The organism is Halorussus vallis (genome assembly GCF_024138165.1).
Taxonomy (GTDB): domain Archaea; phylum Halobacteriota; class Halobacteria; order Halobacteriales; family Haladaptataceae; genus Halorussus; species Halorussus vallis.
The window spans coordinates 2,273,811-2,289,965 of the sequence record NZ_CP100000.1; the positions used below are offsets into that span (position 1 = coordinate 2,273,811).

Annotated in this window: 16 protein-coding genes; 9 read left to right on the top strand and 7 right to left on the bottom strand. The window is 68.3% G+C overall.

Going from position 1 to position 16,155, the window contains the following annotated elements; all coding sequences use genetic code 11:
* Nucleotides 1-39: 39 nt before the first annotated feature.
* Nucleotides 40-1,062, bottom strand: coding sequence for an NAD-dependent epimerase/dehydratase family protein (locus tag NGM07_RS11565; protein WP_253511500.1), 1,023 nt, complete (start codon nucleotides 1,060-1,062; stop codon nucleotides 40-42).
* Nucleotides 1,063-1,149: 87 nt separating this feature from the next.
* On the opposite strand from NGM07_RS11565, the gene NGM07_RS11570 reads away from it, so the two are divergent.
* Nucleotides 1,150-1,812 (top strand): helix-turn-helix domain-containing protein, encoded by a 663-nt coding sequence (locus NGM07_RS11570; protein ID WP_253511503.1) that lies wholly within the window; start codon nucleotides 1,150-1,152, stop codon nucleotides 1,810-1,812.
* Nucleotides 1,813-1,920: 108 nt separating this feature from the next.
* Nucleotides 1,921-2,523, top strand: coding sequence for an L-threonylcarbamoyladenylate synthase (locus NGM07_RS11575; RefSeq protein ID WP_253511506.1), 603 nt, complete (start codon nucleotides 1,921-1,923; stop codon nucleotides 2,521-2,523).
* A gap of 15 nt (nucleotides 2,524-2,538) precedes the next feature.
* Here NGM07_RS11575 and NGM07_RS11580 read toward each other — a convergent pair whose 3' ends face one another.
* Both NGM07_RS11580 and NGM07_RS11585 read right to left on the bottom strand, forming a co-directional pair.
* Nucleotides 2,539-3,204 (bottom strand): CRISPR-associated protein Cas4, encoded by a 666-nt coding sequence (locus NGM07_RS11580; protein ID WP_253511509.1) that lies wholly within the window; start codon nucleotides 3,202-3,204, stop codon nucleotides 2,539-2,541.
* 393 nt (nucleotides 3,205-3,597) lie between these two features.
* Nucleotides 3,598-4,200: a conditioned medium-induced protein 4 gene (locus tag NGM07_RS11585; protein WP_253520192.1), complete on the bottom strand. Its 603-nt coding sequence runs from the start codon at nucleotides 4,198-4,200 to the stop codon at nucleotides 3,598-3,600.
* Between the two features lie 120 nt (nucleotides 4,201-4,320).
* On the opposite strand from NGM07_RS11585, the gene NGM07_RS11590 reads away from it, so the two are divergent.
* From NGM07_RS11590 to NGM07_RS11605, 4 genes are all read left to right on the top strand, one after another.
* Nucleotides 4,321-4,905 (top strand): biotin transporter BioY, encoded by a 585-nt coding sequence (locus NGM07_RS11590; RefSeq protein ID WP_253511512.1) that lies wholly within the window; start codon nucleotides 4,321-4,323, stop codon nucleotides 4,903-4,905.
* A 25-nt stretch (nucleotides 4,906-4,930) separates the two neighbouring features.
* Nucleotides 4,931-5,629, top strand: a complete 699-nt coding sequence (locus NGM07_RS11595) for an energy-coupling factor ABC transporter ATP-binding protein (RefSeq protein WP_253520194.1) — start codon at nucleotides 4,931-4,933, stop codon at nucleotides 5,627-5,629.
* Complete coding sequence (locus NGM07_RS11600; protein WP_253511515.1) at nucleotides 5,626-6,333, top strand: energy-coupling factor transporter transmembrane component T family protein; 708 nt, start codon at nucleotides 5,626-5,628, stop codon at nucleotides 6,331-6,333. The genes NGM07_RS11595 and NGM07_RS11600 overlap by 4 nt, the downstream gene beginning before the upstream one ends.
* Before the next feature lie 137 nt (nucleotides 6,334-6,470).
* Nucleotides 6,471-8,681, top strand: a complete 2,211-nt coding sequence (locus NGM07_RS11605; RefSeq protein WP_253511518.1) for a heterodisulfide reductase-related iron-sulfur binding cluster — start codon at nucleotides 6,471-6,473, stop codon at nucleotides 8,679-8,681.
* 247 nt (nucleotides 8,682-8,928) lie between these two features.
* Here NGM07_RS11605 and NGM07_RS11610 read toward each other — a convergent pair whose 3' ends face one another.
* Entirely contained in the window at nucleotides 8,929-9,651 is a 723-nt protein-coding gene (locus NGM07_RS11610; RefSeq protein WP_253511520.1) for a DedA family protein, read from the bottom strand.
* Nucleotides 9,652-9,776: 125 nt separating this feature from the next.
* Here NGM07_RS11610 and hemB point away from each other — a divergent pair, with 125 nt between their 5' ends.
* Nucleotides 9,777-10,757, top strand: coding sequence for a porphobilinogen synthase (gene hemB, locus NGM07_RS11615; RefSeq protein ID WP_253511523.1), 981 nt, complete (start codon nucleotides 9,777-9,779; stop codon nucleotides 10,755-10,757).
* 141 nt (nucleotides 10,758-10,898) lie between these two features.
* On the opposite strand, the gene NGM07_RS11620 is transcribed toward hemB, so the two are convergent.
* On the bottom strand, nucleotides 10,899-11,192 hold the full coding sequence (locus tag NGM07_RS11620; protein WP_253511526.1) for a hypothetical protein: 294 nt from the start codon (nucleotides 11,190-11,192) through the stop codon (nucleotides 10,899-10,901).
* Between the two features lie 399 nt (nucleotides 11,193-11,591).
* Here NGM07_RS11620 and NGM07_RS11625 point away from each other — a divergent pair, with 399 nt between their 5' ends.
* Both NGM07_RS11625 and NGM07_RS11635 read left to right on the top strand, forming a co-directional pair.
* On the top strand, nucleotides 11,592-13,247 hold the full coding sequence (locus tag NGM07_RS11625; RefSeq protein ID WP_382194772.1) for an ammonium transporter: 1,656 nt from the start codon (nucleotides 11,592-11,594) through the stop codon (nucleotides 13,245-13,247).
* Between the two features lie 437 nt (nucleotides 13,248-13,684).
* On the top strand, nucleotides 13,685-14,101 hold the full coding sequence (locus NGM07_RS11635) for a DUF5518 domain-containing protein (RefSeq protein ID WP_253511528.1): 417 nt from the start codon (nucleotides 13,685-13,687) through the stop codon (nucleotides 14,099-14,101).
* Between the two features lie 16 nt (nucleotides 14,102-14,117).
* Here the strand turns inward: NGM07_RS11635 and NGM07_RS11640 are convergent, their stop codons facing one another.
* Both NGM07_RS11640 and NGM07_RS11645 read right to left on the bottom strand, forming a co-directional pair.
* Nucleotides 14,118-15,137 (bottom strand): hypothetical protein, encoded by a 1,020-nt coding sequence (locus NGM07_RS11640; protein WP_253511530.1) that lies wholly within the window; start codon nucleotides 15,135-15,137, stop codon nucleotides 14,118-14,120.
* Nucleotides 15,134-16,060 (bottom strand): hypothetical protein, encoded by a 927-nt coding sequence (locus NGM07_RS11645; protein WP_253511533.1) that lies wholly within the window; start codon nucleotides 16,058-16,060, stop codon nucleotides 15,134-15,136. The genes NGM07_RS11640 and NGM07_RS11645 overlap by 4 nt, the downstream gene beginning before the upstream one ends.
* Nucleotides 16,061-16,155: the final 95 nt, after the last annotated feature.

Genomic DNA, 16,155 nt, shown 5'->3' on the forward strand with positions numbered 1-16,155 from the left:
GGACGGACGCCGACTTCGGCGGTGCGCCGCCGTCCGCGGTTACGGGGCAGGCGCCGCGTCGCTCCGCCGTCGGGATGTCCGCCGGCCGACCCACTCGTACCCCGACGCGGTCTTCCGAATCGTACCGTCGGCCTCCCACGTCTCGACGACCTGAGCGAGTCCCTCCCGGTACGTGGGATACGTCGGTTCCCACTCGACGTCCCGGCGGAACCGGTCGGCGTTGGTGGGGAACGACTTCGTGAGCATGTTCGCCTGCTCCCGGCCGACGAAGAAGCGCGTGAGCCACCCCGGAATCCGACGGGGTTCCGGCGCACTCAGTTCGGACGCGAACGCCGAGAAGAAGTCGGCGACGGTCACCGGTCGGTCGTCGACGACGTGGTAGAGGCCGGTCGCATCGGCTTCCATAGTCTCGACGAACGCGTGTGCCGCGTCGTCGGCGTGGAGCAACGACAGTTCGGCGTCCCGGCGACCGAGCGGGCCACCCCCGACCACGGGGAGGTCGCCCGACAGGAGTTGTTCGCCCATCTGGCGCGTGTGCCCGGCGTCGGGCGCGTAGAGGAAGCCCAGTCGCAGTATGGTGACGTTGAATCCGCGCTCCGACGCCGCGTCCCGAAGGAGGTCTTCGGTGTCGGCCGCCGACCGCGTGGCGCGGTCGGGGTGGCGGTCGGCGTCCTCGCCGAACGCCGAGCCGTCGGGTTGTCGAGCGACCCAGACGATGCTCGGAAAGAGGAAGCGCTCGACGCTCTCGTCGGCGGCGTCCAGCAGATTTCTCGTGCCCTCAACCCGAACCCGGTCGTTTCGGGCCCAGTCCTCGTCGGTGGGCTTGTCCTTGACCGGGAGCGCGGTCTGAGCGGCGACGACCGCGTCGGCGCCCGCCATCGCGGAGGCGAGCGTGTCGGGGTCGAGTACGTCTCCGCGTCGAGGCGTCCCGCCCCGCGCCTCGACGAGCGCCGCTCCGTCGTCGTCCCGGACGAGTCCGATTACTTCGTGTCCTCGGTCGGCGAGGCGCTCGACCAGTCGACGGCCAATGACGCCCGTTGCTCCCGCGACGAACGTTCGCATGATAGTTCTGATAGTCGCCGCATCGTCGTGGCGTTGGTGCCGGAATGCTGCGGGGGGTTTAAGTCGAGGAGAGCGAAGATTCCGTGGATGAGACACGTCCGACTGACCGTCTCGACGGTCGGACGAGAGAGCGAGGTGCCCACGATGTACCGAGTGCTCTCGGGCGCACCGTACCTCGACAGGGTGGTCGGCCTCCACTGGAACGTCTCGGGCGACCGTCTCGGACTGATGGTGTACGCGGAGGGCGACGACGAGGCGTTTCGAGCGGCGCTACGGGAGGTCCCGGAGGTGCTGGATTTCGAGATCGTATCTGCCGGCGGCGACGGCTTCTACGCCTACCTCCGCAACGAGTTGAGCGACCTGTCGCGGCGGTTGTTCGGAACCTTCACCCGGGGGAGCCTGCTCGTCGTACCGCCGCTGGAGTACGGCGGCGACGGCTCCGCGACGCTCTCGGTCTTCGGGCCGATAGACGAGGTGCAGGCGGCCATCGAGGAGGTGCCGGACCCGTTCGAGGCGACGATCGAGGAGGTGAGCGGCATGGCGGCGACGCCGGGGTTGGGCGAGACGTTGCTCTCCGCGCGTCAGCGCGAGGCCGTCGAGGCCGCGATAGCGGTCGGCTACTACGACATCCCCAGGGAAGGCGACTACGAGGCCATCGCGGCGAGGATGGGGTGTGCGCCCAGCACGGCGGCCGAGCACCTGCGGAAGGCCGAGGCGAAGGTGCTCCGCGCCGCGTTCGCGTCCGAATGAGCGACGGGGCAGTCCGGCGTCGGTCCGAACCGACGGGCGACTCCGCGGCGCCGGTTCGGCACCGCGGAGTCGCCACGCCTTTTTCGTCCGGGCGCGAACGCACGGCCGATGAACGTCGACGAGACGGCCGTCGAACGCGCGGCGACGGCGATTCGGGACGGCGAACTCGCGGTCTATCCGACCGAGACGGTGTACGGCCTGGGTGCCGACGCGCTGAGCGAGTCGGCCGTCGAACGCGTCTTCGACGCGAAGCGGCGGTCCCGCGAGAAGCCGGTTTCGATGGCGGTGCCGGACGTCGAAACCGCGCTCGACCACGTCAACGCCACCGACCGAGAGGAGCGGTTCATGCGCGAGTTCCTCCCCGGGCCGGTGACGGTCCTCTGCGAGAAGCGCGAGGCGGTGCCCGACGCGCTCACCGCGGGGCGTTCGCGGGTCGGCGTCCGCGTCCCCGACCACGAGGTGGCGCTGGCGCTCCTGCGGGCGGTCGCGCCGACGCCGGTCACGGCCACGAGCGCGAACGTCAGCGGGCGACCGAGCGCGACCCGGACGGCCGACCTCGACGCCGAGATTCGCGACGCCGCGGCGGCGGTGCTGGACGCCGGCGAGACGCCCGGCGGTACCGGCAGCACCGTGGTGAACGTCGAGACGGGCGAGATTCACCGGCGGGGAGCGAACGCCGAGGCGGTGGCGTCGTGGCTCGCCAGCAAGTAGGACCGGTACGAGGGCTCACAGTCCCAGGAGCGACCTGAGCGAACGCGTCTTCACGCCGCACCGCTCGCGGAACTCGCACGAGTCGCACTTCGAACTCCCGCGGAGTCGCGGCGGTGGGCCGTCGACGGCCCGGACGGCGTTCACGGCCTTGCGGTAGGCGGCCTTCCGGCGCGTGTCGAGCGCGATTTCGCGGACGACACCGTGGATGGGGTACTCGACGAACGCGTGCTCGACGGGGCGTTCGTGCTCCCAGGAGAGCGCCTTCGCGGCGGCGACCGCCCGGACGGTCTGGGGTTCCCAGACGCCCTGCTCGGGCGGTTCGCCGGCGAAGACCATCGAGGGCGTCGGCGGATCGAGGTCGAGCACCTTGTGGACGACGCCGCGACACTCCCGGCCTTCGGCGAGTCGGTCGCGCTCGGTCGGGTCCCGGAGTTGCGGCCACGCGCCCGCGAACCGCTCGCGGGCGCGTTCGAGGTTCGCGCGGAACGCCGCCGGGGCGACCGCCAGCGGGAGGTCGGCCAACTGCGCGCCGGGCGCGTCGAGCAGTTCGGGGTAGCGGAAGGCGAGGTCGCGACGCGCCTCGACGCATTCGGGGACGTCCCACCCCTCTCGCCGCCGGTAGTAGAGTTTCCGGGGGCAGTAGGTGACCGTCGAGAGTTCGCTGAAGGGAATCTTCGACACGGCGCGAGTTGGTTCCGTTTTCGTACTTAAACCTGAGCGTCGGAGAGTGCGTCGAGAGCTACTCTCGGACCTGAGGCGCGCGCTGGCGCGGCCGAGGCGGTTTCGGCCGCGCCAATGCGTGCGAGGGATGACTGAGCACCTGCAGGGTGCGAAGGAATCGGTTGGGGAGGCGTGTGGCAGTGCGGATGCTGTGCGGTCGCGGTCGACAGGGCGCGAAGCGCCCGCACCAGTGCGAGGGCGGAAGTCGACCAGTAAGCAGAAGATGCGACTCCGCCGAGACGCACTGCGTCTCGGCGGAGTCGCGTGCCCTTTTTTGGTCCAGATTTTTTCTTCGTCGGGTAGCCGTGAGCGCCTGCGGCGCTCCGGCTACCCGACGAAGAAAAAAGGTGGGGTCTAGAAGGAAACGTTCGTCTCCATCCCTTCGGTGGCGTCGTCGAGGCCGTCCTTCTGGACCTCCGCGGTCATGCGGTCGGAGAGTTCGCGGTCCTGGAGCAGGTTCTCGAACTCGTCGCGGTAGCGGTCGTTGACGGTGCGGCGCTCCTCCTGGATCTCGACGACGCGGCGGTAGCGTCGGACGGTCGACTCGCTCACGTCGAGTGCCTCGGCGCACTCGGCGGCGGTCTTGCCGTCGGCCAGCAGTCGGCGGAGGTCCGCCAGGTCGAACGGAGCGTCGGTGTCGGCGTCGCGCACGAGATGCAGGTCGATTCGGGCGCGCGAGACGGTCTTGCCCAGCGAGGCGTCGCCGAGTTCGCGCGCGATTTCGGCGTCGGAGTCGCCGGCGTAGAACCGCCGGACGACGGTCACGAGTTGCTCGTCGGTGAGCGTCGTTCCGAAGTCGTAGCGGTCGCGCATGCGTCCCACCACGTCGGCGAGGCGTTCTGCCACCTCCGTCTCCGAGGACAGCGACCCGTGGGTCTCCTCCTGCCGTTCGGTGACGGTGGATTCGTCGGTGACATCCATGAAGATGTCCCGGAGTTCCTCGGTCTTCTCGTCCATGGTCAATGTTGTTGGCGACACGCGAGGACCCTATTTAAATGTGTCGGCAAACAGAGGGACCGGCGCGGGCGGGCGTCGTCAACCGAAGTCTTGATTTTGGTTGACGGACCAGGAGGAGTCATGAGCGCCCAGACGGGAACGGTCGAGTTAGTCGGCGAGGAGACGGTGGAGAACGTCGCCCGGGCCGCGCTGCTCGCCGCGCTGACCGGCGCGTTCGCCTACGTATCGTTTCCGAATCCCCTATCGCCGGCACCTATCAGCTTGCAGGTACTCGGCGTCTTCCTCGCCGGGATTCTACTGGGTCCGGCGTGGGGCGGCGTCTCGATGGTGCTGTACCTCCTGGCGGGCGCGGTCGGCGCGCCCGTGTTCGCCGGCGGGTCGGCCGGGTTCGGCGTCCTGTGGCTCCAGCCGACCAGCGGCTACCTCTGGTCGTACCCCCTCGCGGCGTTCGCCATCGGCGCGCTAGTCCACGGCGGCCTCGCCGTCCGCGACCCGAGCGAGCGAAGCCTCGTCCGCCTGGTCGGCGCGATGGTCGTCGGGACCGCCGTCATCTACGCCTTCGGCGTTGTCGGCATGTCGCTCGTGCTCGGCCTGACGCTGGAGAAGGCGTTCGTCGCGGGCGCGGTCGCGTTCCTGCCCGCCGAGGCGTTCAAAATCGCGGCCGCGGTCGGCGTCGTCCGGAGCGACCAATTGGCCGCCGAATAGCGCGAGAAGGAGTCCAGAATTGACCATCGAAACCCGCGAGTTGGTCCACCGGTACGGCGACTCGGTCGCCCTCGACGGCGTGAGCCTCGCGATTCCCGACGGCGAGTTCGTGGTGGTCGCCGGCCCGAACGGGTCGGGCAAGACCACGCTGGTCCGCCACTTCAACGGTCTATTCGAACCTGACGCGGGCGAAGTGCTGGTCGACGGAACCCCCGTGGCCGAGGACCTCGTTGCCGCGCGCACGAGCGTCGGCATGGTGTTCCAGCAACCCCGCGACGGCTTCGTCGCGGCGACGATCGGCGCCGACGTGGCGTTCGGCCCGGAGAACCTCGGCCTCGCGCACGAGGAGATCGAGCGCCGCGTCGACGCGGCGCTCGACGCGGTGAACATGGCCGGCCGGGGCGACGAGCGCATCGACGCACTGTCGGGCGGCGAGCAGGAGCGCATCGCCATCGCGGGCGCGCTCGCGATGGAACCGAACCACCTCGTGCTCGACGAACCGTTCACCGGCCTCGACGGCCCCGCCCGCGAGTCGGTCGTGGCCCGACTGCGGGCGCTCCGCGAAGCGGGAACGGGCGTGGTCGTCGTCACCCACGACCTCCGGGACGTGTGGGACCTCGCCGACCGCGTAATCGCGCTCGACCGGGGCCGTATCGCGGTGGACGCCCCGCCGGCGGAGGCCCGCGAGCGACTCCCGGGACTGGGCGTGCGGGTGCCGCCGTGACGCTCTCCTTTCGGCCGGGTGATTCGTTCGCCCACCGTCTCGACCCGCGGAGCAAACTCGCCTTCCAGGTCGCGTTCGCCGCGGCGGCGTTCGCCCGCACGACGCCCCGGGGACTGCTGGCGCTGACCGTCCTGGTGGCGGTCGTGCTCGCGGTCGCGGGTCTGTCGGCCCGCGAAACGCTGACGGAGTACCGGTTCGTCCTCCCGTTCCTGGTCGCGGGACCGGTGCTGGAGACGCTGACGCTTGGGGCGCCGTGGATTCGTCCCGCGGAGGCCGCGAAACCGGCGCTCGCGAGCTACCGGGTCCTGCTCGTGCTGTTCGTGAGCGCGGCCTACCTCCGGACCACGCCGGTCCGGGAGTCGCGGGCCGCGATTCAGTGGCTCGTGCCCGGACGGGCGGGCAACCTCCTCGGACTGGGCGTCGGCTTCGTCTTCCGGTTCCTGCCGGTCCTGCAGGCCGACCTGCGGCGGATTCGGGACGCCTCGGCGGCGCGGTTGGGCGACCAGCGGTCGCTGGTCGCCCGGATGCGACTGGTGGGGGTCGCGGGCGTCGCGCGAGCGCTCGCCCGCGCCGACCGGTTCTCGCTGGCGCTCCGCGCCCGGTGTTTCGCGTGGAACCCGACGCTCCCCCCGCTGTCGACCTCGCGGGTCGATGTGCCGGTGCTGGCGGCGAGCGTCGCGCTTGTCGGGTGGGCGGTCGCGTGAACTAGCGGTCGAGTGAATCGACAGTCGCAGGAACCGCGAGATCGTTTCGTGCAAACGGTAAACTCGTTGTAGGTTCTCGGCAGTGGGAGGCGCCGTGGTCGGTAAAACTTATGCGAATCGTCCCCACCACGTAACACATGGCAAGATTCGTGCTGGCGCAGGCGGGGGCAGACGTCACCCGCCCGACCTTTTGGAAGATCGGCCACCTCGGCGAGGCCATCTTCTACTACCTCGCGGCGGTGGCGATAGTCATCTTCGCGTTCGGGGTCTACCAGCGGTTCGCCACCTACGCGGCGGGCGAGGCCGACTGGTTCGACCGACTCGACGACCTGGGCGGGCGCATCGTCTCGGCCGTCAAGATCGTCGCCTCGAACGAGAAGCAGTTCAACCGCGACCTCTACGGTGGCCTGATGCACGCGTTCATCTTCTGGGGCTTTCTGACCCTGCTCATCGGGACCACCATCCTGATGGTCGACATGGACCTCTGGACGAAGGGTCTCGGCCAGGAGTCGTTCTTCCAGGGAGCGTTCTACCTCTCGTACTCGCTGGTGATGGACGCGATGGGCCTGCTGTTCGTCGTCGGCGTCGGGATGGCCATCTACCGGCGCTACTGGGTGGCCAACCACCGCCTCTGGGGTCGCCACACCTCGCTGGAGGACGACCTCTTCGTCTGGACGCTGTTCCTGTTGGGCGTCGGCGGTTACGTCACCGAGGGCGTCCGCATCCTGGGGACGAGCGCGACCCGCGACGTCTCCTTCGAGACGGTGAGCTTCGTCGGCTGGTTCGTCTACGACGTACTGCTTGCGCTGGGCGTCACGCCCGCGATGGCTGAAGCGGTCTACCCGATAACGTGGTGGTCTCACGCCATCCTCGCGCTCGTGTTCGTCGCCACGATTCCGTACGCCAAGCCGTTCCACATGATCTCGTCGTTCGCGAACGTCGTCACCCGCGACGAGAAGGCGGGCAAGCGCCTGCCGGGCGTCCCCGAGGACGCCAGCCCCGAGGAGATCGGCCACAGCTCCATCGAGGACTTCTCGTGGAAGGAACTGCTCGACCACGACGCCTGCACCAAGTGCGGCCGGTGTTCGTCGGTCTGTCCCGCGAAGGCGTCGAACCGGCCGCTCGACCCCCGCGACGTCATCCTCGACCTGAAGCGGTACCGCGAGGACCGCGACGCCGGCCGGGTCGAGGACATTCCCATCGTCGCCGACACGACGGTCGAGGAGACGTACTCGCCGTCGGGCATCACGGAGGCCGCGACCGACGGAGGGACTGCCACCGACGGCGGCGTCGCGACCGGCGACAGCGTCATCGCGAGCGAGACGATGGAGGCCTGCATGTCCTGCATGGCCTGCATGGACGCCTGTCCGGTCGAGATCGAGCACGTCGAGCAGTTCACCCAGATGAACCGCCGACTGACCGAGTCGGGCCAGATGGACGCCAACGTCCAGGACACGATGATGAACGTCTTCCAGAAGGGCAACACCTTCGGGGACCCCCAGCGCAAGCGCGCCGACTGGACCGACGACCTCGACTTCGAGGTGCCCGACGCCCGCGAGGAGTCGGTCGAGTTCCTCTGGTACGTCGGCGACTACCCGAGTTTCGACGAGCGCAACAAGCGGGTCGCCCGGTCGCTGGCGACCATCTTCGACGAGTCGGGCGTCTCCTACGGCATCCTCTACGACGACGAGCAGGCCGACGGCAACGACGTGCGCCGGGTCGGCGAGGAGGGCCTCTACGAGATGCTCGTCGAGGACAACGCCGCCGCCATCCAGGACTGCGACTTCGACAAGATCGTCTGCACCGACCCCCACAGCTACAACACCTTCAAGAACGAGTATCCGGAGTTTGAGGCGTGCGAGTGGACCGAGAACGACGTGTTCCACTACACCCAGGTCGTCGAGGAGATCTTCCGGTCGGGCTACCTGAACCTCACCGGAAACGAACTCGACTACGTCGTCACCTACCACGACCCGTGTCACCTCGGCCGGTACAACGACGAGTACGAGGCGCCCCGCGAAATCGTGACGGCGACCGGGTGTACCCTCGACGAGATGCCGCGCAATCGCGACAACAGTTTCTGCTGCGGCGGCGGAGGCGGCGGCCTCTGGATGGACTTCGAGGAGGACCCTAAGCCGAGCGAGGAGCGCCTGCGCGAGGCGCTGAACGACACCGACATGGGCGGCGCGGTCGAGAAGTTCGTCGTCGCCTGCCCGATGTGCATGACGATGTACGAGGACGGCCGCAAGACCGGCGACTACGAGGACGACATCGAGATCGTTGACGTCTCCGAACTGCTGGTCGAGGCCATCGGTCGGAAGGACCAAATCGCAGTGTCGGCCGACTGAGCGCACGTTTCGCCGCGCTGACTGTTCTCTGAAATTACGACGCCGCGGCTCTTCGTTCGGGAACCGTCGAAGGAGTGCCGACCGTGTTCGGTACGGAAAGGTGCGCCCGCGTGGGTTTCATGGCATGGCACGCGATGAAGTTGGCACGCGAGCGCGACCGAGTGTAGGTGTCCGAAGTTGTTAGGTGTAACGCCTCGAACCACGTCCGACGCATCGAACGCCGCCGGCGTCTCCGCCTAAGAGACGCTTACAGGTGCGTCGTCGCGAAGTCGACCACGAGCGCGAACGCCCGCGGACCGAATATCGCCAGAATCGTCTGGAAGGAGATCGACCCGATGAACGAGAGGACGACGAACTTACTGTCGCGCATGTCGCTGATGCCGGCCGGGACGGTCAGCATCCCGCGGGTGAACGGCAGCGTGTTGCTGAGCGGGATGGCGATGGGTCCCCACCGCTGAAGCCAGTGCTCGAACCGGCTCAGCGACGACTCGTCGATGCGGAACCACTGCTTCTCAAGCAGGTACTCCCGGCCCTTGCGCTTGGCGAGGAGGAACAGTGCGTACTGGCCGACGGTGGCCCCCGCGGCCATCACGAGCACGATGGCCGCTATCGTCTCGTAATCGCTGGTCGAGTTGGCGAGTATCAGCACCGCCGCCGGCGCGAGGCCCTCGCTCGGCGCGAAGTACATCAGCATCGCACCTTCGAGGATGAGCACCAGGAACAGCGGCACTAGACCGTACTGTCTGAGCCACTGCTTGACCATCTCGAAGTCGCCCACGACGGCGAAGGCGATGCCGACCAGCATCACGAGGCTGAAGAACGCGAGCACGAGGAGCGTTCCGTTCTCCGAGACGAACCGACGAACGGCCCGACGGTCGGTCGCGTTCGACAGCAAGACCCCCGCGACGAGCAAGACGGCACCGATGGTAAGCGAGGCGTCTGAGGCGACGAGGGCGAGCGGGGACAGCATTCGTGACTGTCGTATCGACAGGGGTGACTAAAGGCGTTGTGACCCCGGGCGAGCGCGGCGGGCGCCGGGCGCGGCGCTTCGACCACAGCGACGCGGTTTTGGCGTCCGCGCCGCAAGACCCGGACATGAACTTCACCGACCGGCCGCGTCGCCTCCGGCGGGACGGCGTCCGCGAGATGGTCAGCGAGCACAGCGTCGACGCCAGCGACCTCATCGCACCCGTCTTCGTCGACGCGACGACCGACGAACGGGTGCCCATCGACTCGATGCCCGGCCACGAGCGCGTCCCCATCTCGGAGGCGGTGGCCCGCGTCGAGGAAGTGCTCGAAACCGGCGTCGAGGCCGTGATGCTGTTCGGCATCCCCGAGTCGAAGGACGAGCGGGGCACCCGCGCGTGGGCCGAGGACGGCGTGGTTCAAGAGGCCGTCCGGCGGGTCACCGCCGACACCGACGCCTACGTCATCACCGACGTCTGCCTCTGCGAGTACACCTGCCACGGCCACTGCGGGGTCCTCGAAGACCGTGCCTCCGAGGACTCGCGGCTCACCGTGCGCAACGACGAGACGCTCGACCTGCTGGCGCGGACCGCCGTCTCCCACGCCGAGGCTGGCGCCGACATGGTCGCCCCCTCCGCGGCGATGGACGGGATGGTGGCCGCGTTGCGGACGGGACTCGACGAGGTGGGCCGCTCTGACGTGCCCATCATGAGCTACGCCGCCAAGTACCGGTCGGCGTTCTACGGTCCCTTCCGCGACGCCGCCGACGGCGCGCCCGCGTTCGGCGACCGGCGACACTACCAGATGGACCCGGCGAACGCCCGGGAGGCGCTCCGGGAGGTCCGCCTCGACGTCGAGCAGGGCGCGGACGTGCTGATGGTCAAGCCCGCGCTCCCGTACCTCGATATCGTGCGGGCGGTTCGCGAGGAGTTCGACCACCCGGTCGCCGCCTACAACGTCTCGGGCGAGTACGCGATGCTCCACGCCGCCGCCGAGAAGGGGTGGCTCGACCTGGAGGAGGTGGCGATGGAGTCGCTGGTGTCGATGAAGCGCGCCGGCGCGGACCTGATTCTGACGTACTTCGCCGAGGACGTGGCCGAGCGGTTGTAGGCTGGCCAAATCGAGCTACTCGGGCGCGGCGGTGGAGCGTATCGAGCAGTCCGAGTCCAGGGCGATTCCCGGCTTCCCGTCTTCTCCGACGTTCACCCGGACGTGAAACGACCGGAATCGCTCCCCGACGGTCTCGGTCCGTCACGGACTGTCGTCCGTCCTCGCGCGAATCGTGTAGACCGAACGTCGATTAGGAAGCCCGCCTTCGTACAGCGGACCGGGAATCGCGTCGTCGGTCCGCCCCGGAACGGTCGTTTCTCGTTCCCAGAGCGTGGTACCGTCTGCCGCGATCTGGACGTGGAAGCGGTGGCGTTCGCGGTCGAAGTTACGGAGTCCGACCGTACAGACTGCGGTCGGCGAGCGGTTCGCGCTACAGCCCCCGAGAGCGGGCAGGAGGAGCGCCAAATCGCGGAGGAACGAGCGACGGGAGGCCATCATCTCTTGCGGAGAGGGTAGGAAATTAAGTTACCTTTGGTTCGTCCCGGTTCCGTTCGAACGTCCGATTTCTCTCGCGCGCCCCGGAACCGTGACCTGCGTCACGTTCTCGCACACCGAGTGGACGAACGGCCGGTATTCCGCTCGCCGAGCGTCCGATTTCTGGACGGAATACAACCTTATATCGATATTATCCGATTGTAAATAGGACGCCCGTCTAATAGGCCGTGTAAGAATAGACGTTCGTCAACGATTACCCTTATGTAGCAATTCGCCGTGGAAATATACCGTGACGAAGAACACGAACCGGGTGAAATTCGAAGCTTACGTGAACAGTCGTCCAGACGACATCGTGGAACTGCCGGAAACCGAACCGGCGACGGAGGGCGAGCGGTCGTGATCCAGTCCACCGGCGACCTCCAAGTGCTCGCGGAGGGCGTCAACCTGCTGTGGGTGCTGGTCGTGACGTTCCTCATCTTCTTCATGCACGCCGGCTTCGCCATGCTGGAGGCCGGGCAGGTGCGCTCGAAGAACGTCGCCAACCAGCTCACGAAGAACCTGCTAACCTGGAGCGTCGGCGTCCTGCTGTACTTCCTGGTCGGCGCGGGCGTGGCGTCGCTGGTCGGCGGCCTCACCGGTCCCGACGCGACGACGGTCGCCGAGTCGTTCGGCTACGTCTCGGGCACCTCCGCCGACTGGGTGAGTTGGCTGTTCGGCGCGGTGTTCGCCATGACCGCCGCGACCATCGTCTCGGGTGCGGTGGCGGGCCGGGCGAAGCTCCGGACCTACGTCACCTACACGGTCCTGCTGGCGGGCGTCATCTACCCCGTCGTGGTCGGCTTCACCTGGGGCGGCGGCGTCCTGGCCACGCTCGGCTTCCACGACTTCGCGGGCGGGATGGTCGTCCACGGCCTCGGGGGCATCGCGGGCCTGACCGCGGCGTGGGTCGTCGGCCCCCGCCTCGGCCGGTTCAACGACGACGGCACGGTCAACGTCATCCCCGGCCACTCGCTGACGTTCGCCGTCCTCGGGACGCTAATCCTGGCGTTCGGCTGGTACGGCTTCAACGTCGGCACCGCCGCGACCGTCTTCGTGGTCGAGGACGGCGCACTGAAGCTGGGCGCGTTCAGCTACGTCGGCCGGGTCGCCCTGGTGACCACGCTCGGCATGGCCGCCGGCGCCATCGGCGCGGGCGCGGTGTCGACGTACAAGACCGGGAAGGTCGACACGCTCTACGTCGCTAACGGACTGCTCGCCGGCCTCGTCGGCATCACGGGCATCGCCGACGCCATCGTCTGGCCCGGCGCAATCGCGGTGGGCCTGCTCGCCGGCGCGCAACTGCCCGTCGTCTTCGAGTTCGTCGAGAAGCGCCTGCAGATAGACGACGTGTGCGCGGTGTTCCCTGTCCACGGTTCGGCCGGCATCCTCGGGGCGCTCGCGTTCCCGTTCGTCGCCGTCGAGGGCTTCTCGCTCGACGCCCTGTTCGCGCAGGTCGCGGGCGTCGCCCTCATCGCGGTCTGGACCGTCGCGGCGACCTACCTCGTGTTCGCGCTGGCCCGCGGCCTCGGACAGGCCCGGGTCAGCGAGAGCCACGAGCGCGACGGCCTCGATAGCTCCGAGCACGGCGTCGACACCTACCCCGAGTTCGGCAAGCCCGACGTGGCCGACACGAGCGCGGTGCGGACCGACGGGAGCGGGCGTCCCAACGACGGGCGAATCAAGATGGTCACCGCCATCGTCCGCCCGGACCGCCTGAGCGACGTCAAGACCGCCTTGGCGCAGGTCGGCGCGCCCAGCCTCACGGTGACGAACGTCTCGGGTCGCGGGAGCCAACCCGCAAAGACCGGCCAGTGGCGCGGCGAGGAGTACACCGTCGACCTCCACCAGAAGGTCAAAATCGAGTGCGTCGTTGCCGACGTGCCCGCCGACGAGGTCGTCGAGGCCATCCGCGAGGCCGCCGATACCGGCGAACCCGGCGACGGGAAGATATTCGTCTTGCCCGTCGAGGACGCGGTGCAGGTCCGGACCGGGATGCGCGGCACAGAAGCGGTCTGAGCGAACGACGAACCCGCGGTTCTTTTTCGGGCGTACGGCACGACGAACTGCCCAGTCCTCGCCGACGCGACTCCCCTCCTCTCGAACGCGAACGCCGGCCGATTCTGCGGTCGGCGAGCGCTCGGTGACACGTTCGACCGCAAACGCTCGACGCCACCAACAACCGGAAGCGCCCGGTGTATCAACCGCCGGGTGGGACTGAAAGGGGCCGCCCGCTCGCGCTTGCATGGTCGTCTCTGCAGGCCACTGTTCGGTGAGCGCCGACAGGCGCGAACCGAATATCCTGCAGAGCGACCGCGAGCGGGCGGGGGCTTTCGAAGCGGTCGTGTCGACGATGTTTTCGTGAGATAAGGTGAGCAGAGCGTCTGAATCGGTCACTCTGGTATTTAACCCCTAAATCGCCCAAGGTATATACTGTCGCGAGCAAAAGGACAGGTATGAGCCGCGAACGGACCACCGAGCGCTCCACCGACGTCCGACGAACCAGCGGCAGGCCCCCGAGGCGAGAGGAACCCAACACGCTGATGAACGCGGTCATCGGCGCGGTGGTGACCGTCGTGACCGCGCCGCTACTCCCGCTGGCGGCCATCGTCGGCGGCGCGGTCGCGGGCTACCTCCAGCGCGCCGACATGCGGGCGGGCGCGAAGGTCGGGGCGCTCGCCGGCGCGCTCGCGGCGATTCCGGCGTTCCTGTTCGCGTGGTTCGTCTTCGCCGTACTGCTGTTCGGCGGTGCCGACGTACTCGCGTTCACGCTGATCTTCTCCGTCGTGCTGTTCGTCGTCGTGACCGGTTACCTCGTCGGGGCCGGTGCGGCGGGCGGCGCGCTCGGGGCATACGTCCGGCGCGAGTTGTGAACTCCCGATTGGTCCGTTACCACGGGAACAGTGTGCCGAGACGAAGCGACAGTTCCGCGGCGGTCAGTTCGTCGCCGTCCTCGCCGTAGGTCATCGCCGGGTACGGCCTGAACGAGGTGACGTGGTCGACGTACTGCTCGTAGGCCGACTTCGAGTGGGGCGAGAACGGCGAGCGGAAGTCCTGCTCTTCAAGCGCCCACTGCCCGAACCGCTCGTTGGCGTTCTCGTTCTGACGCCACTCGCCGCCAGCGAGGCGACTCCCCTCCTCGAAGTCGGTTTCGTCGCGCTTCCGGCCGTCGGCGTAGAGGAAGTGCTTGGGATATCGGCTGGCGTCCCAGACCCGGGCGAGTTTCGTCCCGTCGGCCATCGACGCCAGTTCGAGGAAGGTGTACATGTTCGGCGGACGGACGACGAAGGCGGGCACCGTCTCGACGTCCATGCCCGTCACCTCCAGGAACTTCACGGGGCCGAGTTCGTGGAACTTCTCCTTCATGATCTCGATGTAGGTGTCGCTCCCGCCGAGCAACACCGAGGCGCGCACGCCTTCGACGCCGTCGACCTCCTCGCGGACCGCGCCGCTCTCGAAGCGCTTGCCCTCCACGTCGGCCCGGAGTTTGGTCTTGCCGTCGAACCAGTCGAGGTCGTCGCGCTCGATGATATCCATCACGACGTTCGCCTCGCTCGACTGGCCCTCGACCCCGACGTACGGCGGTTTCTCGTTCTCGTTTGTCACGAGGGTCACGCTCGACTCCTCGACTGTCCGGCCGTCGGGCGTGGAGAACGAGAGTTCGATTCGGTTCTTCATCCGGTACTGGCGGAGCCCCTCGTCGTACTCCGGGAGGTGCTTGCGCATCGCCTCGACCTCCGCGAGGTCGTCGGGGAGGTCGGTCACCTGGTCGGCGACGAACCACGCGTCGAGGCACTTGCCGTTGTAGTCGGGCATCGCGCTGTCGAGGTCATCGCCGCCGTCGGCGCTGTCCTCGCTGTGGCCCGGCAGGAGCGTGATGGTCGTCGCCGAGGTCGCGCGCTCGGTCATGGGGACCACCCACCTCCGAGTTTCACGTCGGTCCCGGCGAGCGCGAACAGGTAGCGGTCGTCGCCCAGAATCTCGAACCGGTAGGGTTCCGCCTCGCCGTCGGCGAAGACGAACTCGCCCTCCTCGACGGCGTTCGACTCGGCGGTCACCTCCGTCCGCTGGTAGGGGCCGTGCTCGAATTCGAGGTCCACCAGCGTGGAGGCGATGCGGGCGCTCCCGACGGCGTCGGCGGAGGCGGTCGCCCGGATAGCGTCGAAGACGACGCTACCGCGGTAAGTGAAGTCGGCGGTCGAACCGCCGGAGTCGGCGTCACCCGAGCCAGCGTCGTCAGAACCGACGTCTGCCGGCGACCAGGCGATTTCGAGTCGGGAAACCGCGTCGAGGAGGCCGACATCCACGTCGCTCGCGTCCCAGTAGATTCGGCCGGTCGTCGCCTGCCTGACGGTCACGGGGTCGGACTCGGCGATCAGTTCGAGGTCGCCGCTCCCGTCCAGCAGGTCCGGCGGACCGTAGAGTCGGAACCGGAACGCGACCGGCGCGTCGGTTCCCTCGACCCGGCCCGGCGCGACGTCGGCGGTGAAGTACGGACGCGCCGCCAGGTCGAGCGAACCGACCGGACGGAATATCGCCGGGACGGCGTCGCCCTCGACCGCCGCTTCGAGGGCGCGCTCGCCCTGCGTGACCGCGACCGGGCGGTCGTCGCGGCCGACCCGCGACAGTCGGAGGTCGCCGTCTATCTGCCAGTCGTCCAGGCCCGACTCGAAGGTGCCGAGCGAGAGGACGTCGCCGACGAGCGAGTCGGTCGATTCGGCGCCGGCCGGGTCGGCCGCGACCGACGCGAGCAGCGGCGAGACGCCCACCGCCGCGACCGACGAGAGGACGCGTCGCCGCGACGCTCGGATGTTCGATAGCTCTCGTGCCATTTCGAGTTTCCGTGCTCAGGGTCGCGAGATGAATCTTCGTCACCGTTTCAGTCGGACGAGTGACCGTTCCGGTCGGAACGGCGACCGTTTCGGCC